The sequence below is a fragment of the Bradyrhizobium sp. SZCCT0148 genome (assembly GCF_018129985.1).
In the GTDB taxonomy this organism is placed as follows: Bacteria; Pseudomonadota; Alphaproteobacteria; order Rhizobiales; family Xanthobacteraceae; genus Bradyrhizobium; species Bradyrhizobium japonicum_H.
In genome coordinates this window covers 120,671-133,409 of sequence record NZ_JAFCKT010000012.1, presented here as the reverse complement: position 1 = coordinate 133,409, position 12,739 = coordinate 120,671, and the positions used below count along the sequence as shown (strand labels likewise).

Annotated in this window: 11 protein-coding genes; 5 read left to right on the top strand and 6 right to left on the bottom strand. The window is 65.8% G+C overall.

The features are described from left to right. The first annotated feature begins 63 nt into the window (after positions 1 to 63). The 3 genes from putA (at position 64) to JQ580_RS27325 (ending at position 5,179) form a co-directional block, all read left to right on the top strand. On the top strand, positions 64 to 3,063 hold the full coding sequence (gene putA / locus JQ580_RS27335; protein ID WP_212283450.1) for a bifunctional proline dehydrogenase/L-glutamate gamma-semialdehyde dehydrogenase PutA: 3,000 nt from the start codon (positions 64 to 66) through the stop codon (positions 3,061 to 3,063). Between the two features lie 115 nt (positions 3,064 to 3,178). After that, complete coding sequence (locus JQ580_RS27330) at positions 3,179 to 4,384, top strand: CaiB/BaiF CoA transferase family protein (protein ID WP_212283448.1); 1,206 nt, start codon at positions 3,179 to 3,181, stop codon at positions 4,382 to 4,384. 147 nt (positions 4,385 to 4,531) lie between these two features. Continuing rightward, positions 4,532 to 5,179 (top strand): glutathione S-transferase family protein, encoded by a 648-nt coding sequence (locus JQ580_RS27325; protein WP_212283446.1) that lies wholly within the window; start codon positions 4,532 to 4,534, stop codon positions 5,177 to 5,179. Between the two features lie 120 nt (positions 5,180 to 5,299). On the opposite strand, the gene JQ580_RS27320 is transcribed toward JQ580_RS27325, so the two are convergent. The 6 genes from JQ580_RS27320 to JQ580_RS27295 form a co-directional block, all read right to left on the bottom strand. Beyond that, positions 5,300 to 5,464 carry a hypothetical protein gene (locus tag JQ580_RS27320; protein ID WP_212283444.1) on the bottom strand — a complete coding sequence of 55 codons (165 nt, stop codon included), beginning with the start codon at positions 5,462 to 5,464 and terminating at the stop codon, positions 5,300 to 5,302. A 34-nt stretch (positions 5,465 to 5,498) separates the two neighbouring features. Next, a complete protein-coding gene (locus JQ580_RS27315; RefSeq protein WP_212283442.1) occupies positions 5,499 to 7,007 on the bottom strand; it encodes a P-loop NTPase family protein in 1,509 nt (502 codons plus the stop codon). 92 nt (positions 7,008 to 7,099) lie between these two features. Further along, positions 7,100 to 8,104 (bottom strand): hypothetical protein, encoded by a 1,005-nt coding sequence (locus JQ580_RS27310; protein ID WP_212283525.1) that lies wholly within the window; start codon positions 8,102 to 8,104, stop codon positions 7,100 to 7,102. Positions 8,105 to 8,416: 312 nt separating this feature from the next. Next, the gene (locus JQ580_RS27305; protein WP_212283440.1) at positions 8,417 to 8,914 is read right to left on the bottom strand and encodes a TPM domain-containing protein; all 498 of its coding nucleotides are present in this window, start codon (positions 8,912 to 8,914) and stop codon (positions 8,417 to 8,419) included. Positions 8,915 to 8,919: 5 nt separating this feature from the next. Continuing rightward, positions 8,920 to 9,810: a TPM domain-containing protein gene (locus JQ580_RS27300; RefSeq protein WP_212283437.1), complete on the bottom strand. Its 891-nt coding sequence runs from the start codon at positions 9,808 to 9,810 to the stop codon at positions 8,920 to 8,922. Between the two features lie 132 nt (positions 9,811 to 9,942). Further along, a complete protein-coding gene (locus JQ580_RS27295; RefSeq protein WP_100178068.1) occupies positions 9,943 to 10,551 on the bottom strand; it encodes a LemA family protein in 609 nt (202 codons plus the stop codon). Between the two features lie 179 nt (positions 10,552 to 10,730). Between JQ580_RS27295 and JQ580_RS27290 the strand changes: the two genes are divergently transcribed. Then, positions 10,731 to 11,585: an enoyl-CoA hydratase gene (locus JQ580_RS27290; RefSeq protein ID WP_212283435.1), complete on the top strand. Its 855-nt coding sequence runs from the start codon at positions 10,731 to 10,733 to the stop codon at positions 11,583 to 11,585. Between the two features lie 5 nt (positions 11,586 to 11,590). Further along, positions 11,591 to 12,730 carry an acyl-CoA dehydrogenase family protein gene (locus tag JQ580_RS27285; RefSeq protein ID WP_212283433.1) on the top strand — a complete coding sequence of 380 codons (1,140 nt, stop codon included), beginning with the start codon at positions 11,591 to 11,593 and terminating at the stop codon, positions 12,728 to 12,730. Positions 12,731 to 12,739 lie beyond the last annotated feature (9 nt).

The window sequence follows — 12,739 nt, the reverse complement described above, 5'->3', positions numbered from 1 at the left end:
GATATTGTCTATCGAACTACGGTCACGCGGACCTTATCCTGGATTTGCACCACAGGACACGCCATGCCGAACGTTCCGCAGCCCTTCACCGCACCATACGCACCCGATGATGCCGAGATCGCCGCGCGGCTGTTGCCCGCGTCACATCTCAGTCCGCCGCATGAGGCCTGGATCGACCGCACCGCGACCCGGCTGATCGAGGCGATCCGCAAGCGCGATGACCGGTTGGGCGGGGTCGAGGACATGCTGCGGGAGTTCGCACTTTCGACCAAGGAAGGGCTCGCGCTGATGGTGCTGGCGGAGGCCCTGCTGCGCGTGCCCGACGCGCGCACCGCCGACCAGTTCATCGAGGACAAGCTCGGCGAGGGTGACTTCATCCACCACGAGACCAGATCCACGGCGTTCCTGGTCAACGCTTCGGCCTGGGCGCTCGGCCTGTCGGCGCGGGTGATCCAGCCCGGCGAGACGCCAGACGGCACCATCGGCCGCCTGGTCAAGCGGCTCGGCGCGCCTGCGGTGCGTACCGCCACGCGTCAGGCGATGCGGCTGATGGGCAATCATTTCGTGCTGGGCGAGACCATCGCGCAGGCGCTGGAGCGGGCAAAGCCGCGCTCCGGCGAGAGGCCGCGCTATTCCTTCGACATGCTCGGCGAAGGCGCGCGCACGGCTACGGACGCCAAGCGCTATTTCGATTCCTATGCCAGCGCGATCGAGACCATCGGCAAGGCTGCAGGCAGCAATCCCCTGCCCGACCGGCCCGGCATTTCGGTCAAGCTCTCGGCATTGCATCCGCGCTTCGAGGCGATCAGCCGCGACCGCGTAATGGCCGAGCTGGTGCCGCTGCTGCTCGACCTCGCGCAGCGTGCCAAGGCCCATGACCTGAACTTCACCGTCGATGCCGAGGAGGCCGATCGGCTGGAGCTGTCGCTCGATGTGATCGCGGCAACGCTCGCCGATGTCTCGCTGAGAGGTTGGGACGGATTTGGCCTCGCGATCCAGGCTTATCAGAAGCGCGCCGGGGCGGTGATCGACTACGTCGACGCACTCGCGCGCGCACATGACCGCAAGCTGATGGTGCGGCTGGTCAAGGGCGCCTATTGGGACACCGAGATCAAGCGCGCGCAGGAGCGCGGGCTGGACGGCTATCCGGTGTTCACGCGCAAGGCGACGACGGATTTGAACTATGTCGCCTGCGCGACCAAGCTGCTTTCCTTGCGGCCGCGCATCTTCCCGCAATTCGCCACCCACAATGCGCTGACGGTCGCGACCGTGCTGGCGCTTGCCGGGGATGGCGGCAGCTTCGAATTCCAGCGCCTGCATGGCATGGGCGAAGCGCTCTACGAGCAATTGGCGAAGGACCATCCTGACATCGCCACCCGCACCTATGCGCCGGTCGGCAGCCACCGCGACCTGCTCGCCTATCTGGTGCGGCGGCTGCTGGAGAACGGTGCCAATTCCTCGTTCGTGGCGCAGGCCGCGGATGATCGCGTGCCTGTCACTGCGCTGTTGCAGCGTCCGGCCGACGCCATCGTCCGGCCGCAGGCGGCGGCCCATCCGAAGATTCCCCTGCCGGGCGATCTCTACGCGCCGGAGCGGCGCAATTCGCGCGGCGTCGAATTCGGCGAGCGCACCGCGCTTGACCGCTTGCTCACCGACGTCAAGTCTGCAGCGACCCCTCTCGAGCCGATCGCGGATGCCACGCCGGATCAAACCCATGCGGCGGTGGCCAAGGCGCGCACGGGCTTTGCGGCCTGGAGCCGGACACCGGCGGCCACGCGTGCGGCAGCGCTGGAGCAGGCCGCACTTCTCCTGGAGAGCCGCAGCGCCCGCTTCATTGCACTGCTGCAGGCCGAAGGCGGCAAGACGCTCGACGACGCGCTGTCGGAGCTGCGCGAAGCCGTCGACTTCTGCCGCTATTATGCCGCTGAGGGCCGCAAGGAATTCGGCAGCGCGACGGCGATGCCGGGCCCGACCGGCGAGAGCAATGCGCTGGCGATGCGCGGCCGCGGTGTCTTCGTCGCGATCTCGCCGTGGAATTTTCCGCTGGCGATCTTACTTGGCCAGGTCACGGCGGCCCTGATGGCCGGCAACAGCGTGGTGGCCAAGCCGGCTGAACAGACGCCGCGCATCGCGCGCGAGGCCGTCGCCCTGCTGCACGAAGCGGGCATTCCGAAAGATGCGCTGCATCTCATTGTCGGCGACGGCCGCATCGGCGCCGCCCTCACCGCGCACGCCGATATCGCCGGCGTCGTTTTCACCGGCTCGACCGAGGTGGCGCGCTTGATCAATCGGACACTCGCCGCCAAGGACGGGCCGATCGTGCCGCTGATCGCGGAGACCGGCGGCATCAACGCCATGATCGCGGATGCCACAGCGCTGCCCGAGCAGGTCGCCGACGACGTCGTGACATCGGCGTTCCGTTCCGCCGGCCAGCGCTGCTCGGCGCTGCGGCTGTTGTTCGTGCAGGAGGACGTCGCCGACCGCATGATCGAGATGATTGCGGGCGCTGCGCGCGAGCTCAAGATCGGCGATCCCAGCGACGTCGCAACCCATGTCGGCCCGGTGATCGACATGGAGGCCAAGCAGCGGCTGGATGCGCATATCGTGCGGCTGACGAGCGACGCACGGCTGCATTTCGCCGGCGCTGCGCCGCGGGGCTGCTTCGTCGCCCCGCATATCTTCGAGCTCAAAGACGCCGGCCAGCTCACCGCGGAGGTCTTCGGCCCGATCCTTCACGTCGTGCGCTACCGCGCCGAAAACCTCGAGCGCGTGCTTGCTGCGATCGAGCGCACCGGCTACGGCCTCACGCTCGGCATCCATTCCCGCATCGATGACACCGTCGAGGCCATCATTGACCGCCTCCAAATCGGCAACATCTATGTCAATCGCAACATGATCGGCGCCGTGGTCGGCGTGCAGCCGTTCGGCGGCAACGGCCTGTCGGGAACCGGCCCCAAGGCTGGCGGCCCGCACTACCTCGCCCGCTTTGCGACCGAGCAGACCGTGACGATCAACACGGCCGCAGCCGGCGGCAACGCGGCGTTGCTTGCGGGGAAGGAGTGAGGCCCTGCGCCGGACGCCGTTGCATCCCGCGGAAACATCGGTCTAATGCTGCCATCACCTGCCCGCGTCAATTCCAGCGCGCGGGAAACGACAAGAGCGAGGGAGCTACGCCGCGATGGAAAAGGGCATCTTTTCGGGCCTGAAGGTTCTGGACTGCGCGAGCTTCATCGCAGCGCCCGCGGCCGCGACCGTGCTGTCGGATTTCGGCGCCGATGTCATCAAGATCGAGCCGCCCGGCGCCGGCGATCCCTATCGCAATTTGCCGAACCTGCCTGGCTATCCCACTGGCGAGCATAATTTCGCCTGGCTGCTGGAAGCGCGCAACAAGAAGAGCATCGCGCTCGACCTCGCAAAGCCCGAGGCGCAGGCCGTGCTCTACAAGCTGGTCGAAGAAGCCGACGTCTTCATCACCAACATGCCGCCGCCGGTGCGCGCCAAGCTTGGCATCACCTATGACCATCTCGCCCATCTCAACGACCGGCTGATCTACGCTTCCTTCACCGGCTATGGCGAAAAGGGCGAGGAGGCCAACAAGCCCGGCTTTGACAGCAACGCCTATTGGGCGCGCTCCGGCCTGATGGATCTGGTCCGCGCCGACACCGACACCACCCCGGCCCGCTCCGTCGCCGGCATGGGCGACCACCCCTGCGCCATGGCGTTCTACGGCGCCATCGTCACTGCGCTGTATCAGCGCGAGAAGACCGGCAAGGGCTCGCACGTCGCCTCCAATCTGATGGCGAACGGCGTCTGGGCCGCGAGCGTGCTGGCGCAGGCCAAGCTCTGCGGCGCCACATTCGGCGAGCGGCGTCCGCGCGAACGCGCGCTGAACGCGGTCGCCAACCACTATCAGTGCAAGGACGGCCGCTGGCTGATCCTGTCGCTGCTGAGCGAGGAGAAACAGTTTCCCGCGCTGGCGAAGTGCCTGGGGCGCGAAGACCTCATCAACGATCCGCGCTTCGCCACCAAGGCCGACCGTCACGCCCGCTCGGTGGAGCTGATCAAGATCTTCGACGAGACCTTCGCAACCCGGGACCTCGCCGAATGGCGCAAGATCCTCGACGGCAACGGCCTCGTGTTCGGCGTCGTCGCCATTCTCGACGACATCCCGAACGACAAGCAGATGCTGGACAACGAGGTGCTGGTGCCATTCGAGAACGATACCATGCTCACCATCTCCAGCCCGATCTGGATCGACGGCACCAAGAAGGTCCAGCCGCGCAAGCCGCCCGGCGTCGGCGAGCACAGTGACGAGATTTTGCGTGAGGCGGGATACGACGAGGCCGCGATCAGGCAGCTACGGTCATCGGGGGCGGTAGGGTAGGCTCGCCCCGCAAGCTCCTTCCCTGCGAGCGCAGCTAAGCACCCCGGAGTGTCGCCGCGGATGCATTGCTGGATTGCTTCGCCGCGCTCGCAAGGACGATGCGGGGCGATGTAGCTTCGCCGCCAACATCACGCCTCGCGAGGTCCCATGCCCAACTACCGCCTGCACTACTTCCCCGAATCCGGCAACAGCTACAAGCTGGCGCTGATGCTGACGCTGTGCGGCGAGACGTTCGAGCCGGTGTGGACCGATTTCGGCGGCGGCGTCACGCGGACGGCGGAATGGCGCAAGGCCGTCAACGAGATGGGCGAGATTCCCGTCCTTGAAGTCGACGGCGTGAAGATGACGCAGACGGCGCCGCTGCTGTTGAAGCTCTCCGAGCAATACGGCCGTTTCGGCGCCAAGACGGAGGACGAGAAGTTCGAGCTGCTGCGCTGGCTGTTCTGGGACAACCACAAGCTTACCGGCTACATGGCGACCTACCGCTTCATGCGCGCCTTCACCGAGAAGAACGACCCGCAGGTGCTGAAGCACTTTCGGCGCCGGCTCGAGGACTTCCTCGGCATCCTCGACGGCCATCTCCAGCACAATGACTTCGCGATCGGTGCGAGGCCGACGGTCGCCGACATCTCGATGATGGCCTATCTGCACTATCCCAGCGACGAGCACGGCTTCGATTTCGCGGCGAGCCATCCCGCCATCCACGCCTGGCTCGGCCGGATGGCCGCCCTCCCCGGCTGGAAGCCGGCCTATGATCTGCTGCCGGGCAACCGGATGACGAACTACGCGAAGTGAAATGCGCCAGCGCGGAAGCGCGGCTCCGTCGTGGCCGGGCCTGTCCCGGCCATCCACGATCTTGAGCGCTGAGACGAGAACGTGGATGCCCGGACAAGCCCGGGCATGACGACAGCGCCGCTACCGCATCCCCAGCCAGCCGAGCGTGAAGAGGATCCCTCCTGCGATGACGGCCACCGCGATCGCCCAGAGGCTGACGCGAGCGCTGCCGGCGACCTGCTTGGCTTCCTCATTGCGCGCGATCTCGCGATTGCGCGACTTGTTGGCGTTGCTGCTATCCGTCATGGGTCATCCAATCGCTTGCAGATCGCTCGTTGGCCTAACGCGTCTTGATGAAGCACATGCCGATGTGGCGTGAAGCCGTGGCGGCCTGACAGGTCAAGCCTGTAGCACAGCTCCATGACGTAAAACTCTTGTCCGGCGTTCCAGGTCCCGCCTGCAGGGAACAATGTGCGCCCCAGCCGTCTTCATACTCGCTCCCGGCGAGCTGGCGGCTACCGCGGGTCTGCGGCCGGCTCGCAAATCCGCGCGAGAAATCAGGACGCTTGCCCGCGGCGAAGGCGGTCAGGATGTCGCGGCGGCGGAGCTGGTCGCCGACAAAATGCGGCGACGCCGGCACGATGGTGGAATTCGACGGCTTGTCCGCCAGCCAATCCACGCCCGGAAAGTGAAAGCCACCGATGCCGCGGGTCTGGTGACAACCTGAGCAGGTGACGTCGTTGAGACGGCGCTGGAAGCCTGCGACCGAGCGGATGTTCTGCATGTCACCGCGCGCGGCCGCCTGCTTCAACGCACCGACCACGTCGTTATCGGTGAAGACCGGCTCGCCTTTGCCCTCCCCTTGCATCATGCCGAATTCAGGCTGCAGTGCCGAAGCATCGAGGCCGGCTGGCGTCGGCACCACCGCACTCCTGGCCAGGAATTTCTCGGGGATCAGCACGGTGCCGCGATCGAGCTCGCGAAGATTTTGGGGTGCGAGCAGCCAATCCTTGAAATCGCGCCGAAGCCCATCGTCCGCCATGATCCGGTCGCGGTCGATCTGGTTCTCCAGCGTCGATTCTGCGAATGTCTTGGTGGCGGCGTCGTATTTGAACACCTTGAGCAGATAGTCGGAGCGGAAATCATGCAGCGCCGATTTCGCCGCGACCGAGAGCTGAATATTGGTCTCGATGCGATCGAGCATGGCGTCGTCTCGACTGCCAATCAGCTCCTGCCAATTGCCATGGTCGAGCCAGCGCCGCGCGATCTCGGCGCAACTGATCGGCGTGCCCTGTGCGTCTGTCCGTCGTGCGTCGCGCGCCTTCATCACCAGATTGAGCGTCATCGGCAGCCGCGTCGCGGTCGTGCCGTCGAACCGCGCGAGACGGTAGATCAGCCGTATCTCGCCGCAGGACTCCTCCAACGCGTAGGCACGGTCCATGCGGTTGACGATGCCGGCCAGCACGAAGCGCGTGTCGCGGGAATTCAGATTGGCCCGATCGAACAGCTGCACGTCGAAGCCTTCGCCGACGCCGATGGTCTCAGTTGGATAGGCCGTCTTCTGGCTGACGATGTAGCGGTCGAACTCCGCATCGATCGCCGGCGGAATGTCCTTGAGCTGGGGCAGCGACGCGAACAGCCGCTCGGTCGTCAGCGGGCCGTCGGCCGTTCGTTCCGGCGACAACAGGCGCTGGAGCGTGAATGCATCGCTCTCGTCGAGCCTGCGCAGTAAAGCAGGATCGGTGACGGCCGTGCCGCGCGTCAACGGCGCAATCTCTGCGGCCGATAGCGCGGCGGCACCGCCAAGCAGGACGGCGGCAGCAAGGAGAATTCGCAACGCGCGGCTCATGCCTGACGTAACACCGCGGCGGTCGGCCTATTCAAGCAAAAAGGCGCTTCACATGGTGGTGAAGCGCCTTTCGAGAGCCGTATCCGGGCTGCTCAGCGCGAGACGATCAGCCCCTTGCTGGTGACGACAACCCAGCGGCCATCCTGGCGGCGGATTGCATCGACGCGGCCGAGGCCCGGGATGGGATCGCCGGGATAGACCTCGTAGAGCCCGTCGCGCCCCTCGATCAGTGCGCCGCCATTGCCGGCGTTGCGGAGCCGCCAGCCGTCGACCGTCGGCAGGCGACCGACATCGGCCTTGGGCGCGGCAGTCACCGGAGCCGGTGCGGCGGCGGCGGCGGTCGCAACCTGCGCCGGCGCGATCGAGCCGGTGGTCTCCTTTGCAGGCGACGCGGCGGCCTGTGCGGGGGCCGCGGGCGGCGCGGCACGGAGCTTGTCGACGGTCTCGGAGAGTTTTGCGATCCTGGCCATCGGCTCGGCCTGCGCCTTCTCGAGCTTGTCGAGACGGTCGTTGGCCCGGTTGAACTGGGTGACGCCGGTTTTCGAACTGTGCTCGACATTGGCCTTGAGCGCGACGAGGTCGGCATCGATCCGGGCAACCGAAGCATCGAGCGCGCTGGTATCGGCGACCTGCACCGGCGCCTGGGCCGGTGCGGCGAAATGCATCATACCGGCCGTTGCGAGCGCGCCGCTGATCGCGCCGACGCTCGCCGCGATCGCCACCACCGCGGCCATCGCGGACAGGCGGCGCTTGCTGCCGGTTTCGCGCGCCTCGTCCGCCTTCACATTCGGAGCAAAATCCTCGCGGTCCCGAGAGCCGTTCCACGACCGCTCCGAGGGCGCCATGACGATGAGCTTGCCGGGCTTCGGCTCGGGCCTGGTTTCGGCTTTGGCTTCGAGCTTTGGAGCCTCAATCCGGGATGCTTCGATTTTTGGCGGCTCGACCTTGACCGGATCAGGCTTGACCGGATCAGGCTTGGGCGGCGCCTCGTGGTCCGGCGCAATCGAGGGCGCCTCGATCCCGGCAGCCTCGACGGTCTGCGGCGCGGTCGCGGCAGCTTCGACGACGCCGGTGTCCTGGGCAGCCTGCTCGGGCATTGGTTCGCTCACGGCTCAAATACTCCAGTCTGGGTTGACCTTTTGGTAACTTTCATTGCTTGCGAAATCCTTACTTGCGGACCCGCTTACCGAAATTTTAGGAAGTCATCAGGGGCTGAATTGAGCCGGGAAGATGGAACCGGTGTGGCGGGCGTGAAACAATTTGTAACCGGGGCAAGATGAACGGCCGCGGAATAGGCTTGGCTCTCTCACCGTCATTGCGCGCGCAGCGAAGCAATCCGGGATCTTTCCGCAGAGGCGGTCTGATCGGCAATGACGGCGGAGGCAGCACCCACCTCACATCACACTCGCTCACATCACGACTGGCACATCCGGCAGCTCGTTGCTCTGCGGGCCCTGCGGCGGGAAGTGCCGCGACAATTCGCGCGACACCGCTGCGATGCCGCCGATCACGCCGCGCTCGAACTGGCCGGCGGCGAACTCGGCCTCCATCGCGCGGCAGATGCGCTCCCAGCCCTCTGCACCGACCTTGGCATGAATGCCGCGGTCGGCGACGATCTCGACGTCGCGGTCGGCGAGCAGGAGATAGATCAGGACGCCGTTGTTATGCGCGGTGTCCCAGATGCGCAGATGCGAGAACACGTCGAGCGCGCGAGCGCGCGCCGGCTGGTTGCGGAACAGCGGCGCGCCGTCGAGTGCGCCTTCGACCACGAAACGCACCTGGCCGGAATGGGTGGTCTCGCCCTGCTTGATCGCCTGCTCGATGCGTCCGAGCACGGCGGGCGGAAAGATCTGCTGTGCGCGCCAATGATGCTGCACGAGATGTCTGGCAATGCGCTTGATGCTCATGACCGCTACCAGCTCCCCGAGGCGCCGCCGCCGCCAAAACTGCCGCCCCCGCCGCTGAAGCCACCGCTGCTCGACGATCCGCTGCTCCAGCCACCCGACGACGAGCCGCTCGACCAAGAGCCTCCGCGCGAGCGGCCGGGGCCGGGCGTGATCGCCGAAAACAGATCGGCAATGAAGCCGATGACGAAACCGAGCGCACCAAGAGCCATGGCGAGCGTAAAAGAGCCGAGAATGAGCCAGCTGAGCGCGGCGATGATTCCGCCGGTCGCCAACGATCCGACCAGCCGCCCGAGCACCGCCCGGAAGAATCCACCGACCCCGATTGAAGCGAACAGCGTCACGATGAACAGCGGCGCAATATCGTCCAGATTGCCGAAATTCACGGTCGGCGACGGAACAGGCAGCGGCTCGCCGTCGATGACACGGATCATTCGGTCGACGCCATCGGAGATGCCGCCGCCAAAATCGCCGCTCCTGAATTTTGGCGTGATGATTTCGTCAATGATCCGCCGCGAGGTGACGTCGGTCAGCGCGCCTTCGAGGCCGTAGCCGACCTCGATGCGCAGATGCCGGTCGTTCTTGGCCACAACGAGGATGGCGCCGTCGTCGACCTTCTTGCGGCCGATCTTCCAGGCCTCCGCGACCCGGATCGAGAATTGCTCGATCGTCTCCGGCTGCGTGGTCGGCACGATCAGGACGGCGATCTGGCTCCCCTTGCGCGTCTCGAAGTCGCGCAGCTTTTGTGACAGCGAGGCGACGTCGCTGCTGGAGAGCGTGCCGGTCTGATCGACCACGCGGCCGGTGAGCTCGGGGACGGCGACATCGGCGGAGGCGGGGAGCGCGAAGGCGAGGACGAGTGCCGCAACGAAAACCGCGCGCCACACACTGAGCGTCATCGCCCGGCTTGACCGGGCGATCCAGTATTCCAGAGACGCCAGCAAGATACGGAAAGGCCGCGGCGTCCTGGATTCCCCGCCTGCGCGGGGAATGACAGCTGAGTGTGTGTTGGGCATCAAAGCCAAACGCGCTTACTTCGACGGCGCCGGTGCCGGGTTGAAGTCAACCTTCGGCGCGGTCGAGATCTCCTTCTCGTTTGCGACCGAGAAGTTCGGCTTCTCCTTGTAGCCGAACACCATCGCGGTGAGGTTGCTCGGGAACGAGCGGATGGTGACGTTGTAGTCCTGCACCGACTTGATGTAGCGGTTGCGCGCCACCGTGATGCGGTTCTCGGTGCCCTCGAGCTGCGACATCAAATCCTTGAACAGGGCATCCGACTTGAGCTGCGGATAGTTCTCGGTGACGACCAGCAACCGCGACAGCGCGCTGGAGAGCTCGCCCTGGGCGGCCTGGAACTTCTGGAACGCGGCGGGATCGTTCAACACCTCAGGCGTCGCCTGGATGCTGCCGACCTTCGCGCGCGCATTGGTGACGCCGAGCAGCACGTCCTTCTCCTGCTGGGCGAAACCCTTCACGGAGTTCACGAGGTTGGGCACGAGATCGGCGCGGCGCTGATACTGGTTCACGACCTCGGACCAATTGGCCTTGATCTGCTCGTCCTCGCTCTGGATCGCGTTGTAGCCGCAATTGGTGAGGCTCAGCGAGGCCAGCGCCGCCAGCACGGTCAGGATCTTGCGCATTCAATTTCTCCCGGTGGAATCGGCGCAAACTACCAGATTGAGCGCGCGTGGTGCCAGACATCTTGTGCCGGCGGCGCGAAAAGCAGCCGACTGACGCAAGCCTCTTGCCTATCCCTGGCCGACATAGTCAACTTGGCGGAACAATAAGATCAAACTGGCAACGCTGAGGGGGAAGCGCGATGACCTCGTTCGAGACCATCCTGGTGGAGAGGCCGGATCCGGCGGTCACCCGGGTCGTGATGAACCGGCCGGAGGCGCGCAACGCGCAGAACCTGCAGATGACCTACGACCTCAACGCCGCCTTCGACGCGGCGGTGCAGGACGACGAGGTCAAGGTGATCATCCTCGCCGGAAACGGCCCGCACTTCTCCTCCGGCCACGATTTGCGTCCCGGTGGCAAAAATACCGCCGGCGTCGATTTTCCACCGATCGGGAATTGGGGCGGCTTTGCCGAACCGAATGCTCATGGCCGCTTCGCGCGCGAGCAGGAAATTTATCTCCAGATCACCCGGCGCTGGCGCAACCTGGCAAAACCGACCATTGCCGAGGTGCACGGGAAGTGTATCGCCGGCGGGCTGATGCTGGCCTGGGCCTGCGACCTGATCGTTGCCAGCGACGACGCGCAGTTCTGCGACCCGGTCGTGACCATGGGCGTCTGCGGCGTCGAATGGTTCGTGCATCCCTGGGAGCTCGGTCCGCGCAAGGCCAAGGAGTTCCTGTTCACCGCCGACAACTGGAGCGCCGAGGAGGCGCATCGGCTCGGCATGGTCAATCAGGTCGTGCCGCGTGCGGAGCTGACTGCGAGCACGCTGGCGCTGGCGCGCAGGGTCGCTGCAAAGCCAGCCTTCGCGCTGAAGATGACCAAGGAAGCGGTGAACCGCTCGGTCGACGTGATGGGCCAGCCCGCCGCGATCGACCAGGCCTTTGCGCTGCATCAGCTCTGCCACGCGCACAATCTCCAGGAGTTCGGAATGATCGTCGATCCCTCGGGCCTGCATCCCTCGGTGCGCAAGCCGCCGGCGGCCGCGGAGTAGCGGCGATGGACCTCAATCTCAGTGACGAGCAAAGGCTGCTGCGCGAGAGCGCGGAGCGCTTCGTGGCTGGAAGCTACAATGCCGATCACCGCCGCAAGATGGCGAACGATCCGCTCGGCTTCAGCCCGGCGGTGTGGAAGCAGTTCGCCGAGCTCGGCTGGCTGGCACTGCCGCTTCCCGAGGAGTTCGAGGGCCTCGGCGGCGGCGCGGTCGAGATCGGCATCTTGATGGAGGCGTTCGGCCGTGGGCTGGTCTCGGAGCCCTATGTCGCGACCGTGGTGCTGGGCGCCGCACTGATCGCCAGATGCGGAACCAATGGGCAGAAGCAGGCGAGCCTGCCCAAGATCGCCGATGGATCCCTGAAGCTCGCGTTTGCGCATTCGGAGCGCGCGTCAAGGTTCGATCTTGCCAAGGTCGCGACATCGGCGACCAGGACGACGCAAGGCTGGCGCCTCGCCGGCAGCAAGATCGCGGTGCTCGATGGCCACGCCGCCGATGAGATCATCGTCTCCGCCCTTATTCACGATCATCATGGTCCTTCCGGGCGGATCGGCCTGTTCGTGGTCCCGGCAACAGCGCCGGGCCTCGCGATTTCCGACTATCCGCGCCTCGGCGGCGGTCGCGCCTGCAACGTCACACTGTCCGATGTGCATCTGCCAGAGGACGCGCTGCTCGGCGACGGTCACGACACGCTGCCTGCGATCGAATGGGCCATCGACCGCGCCATGGCCGCATTAGGGGCGGAGGCCGTCGGCATCATGCAAACGCTGCTCGACTCCACGCTCGACTACACCAAGATCAGAAAACAGTTCGGCCGGCCGCTCTCGGCCAACCAGGTCATCCGCCATCGTCTGGCCGACATGGCAATGCAGGTCGACGAGGCGCGCTCGATGGCGCTGCGGGCTGCGTTGAAGGTCGATGCCGCGCCGACCGAGCGTGCCCGGGCGGCGTCGGGCGCGAAAGCCAAGATCGGCAGATGCGCGCGCTTCGTCGGCGAGCAGTCGATCCAGCTTCACGGCGGCGTGGGCGTCACCGAGGAGCTCGAGGTCGGCGCCTATTTCAAGCGCCTCGTCGCCTTCGACACGCTGTTCGGCGGCAGCGCGCATCATTATGCCCGTCACGCCGAACTCGGCCGCAAGGCCTGACACCGGGAG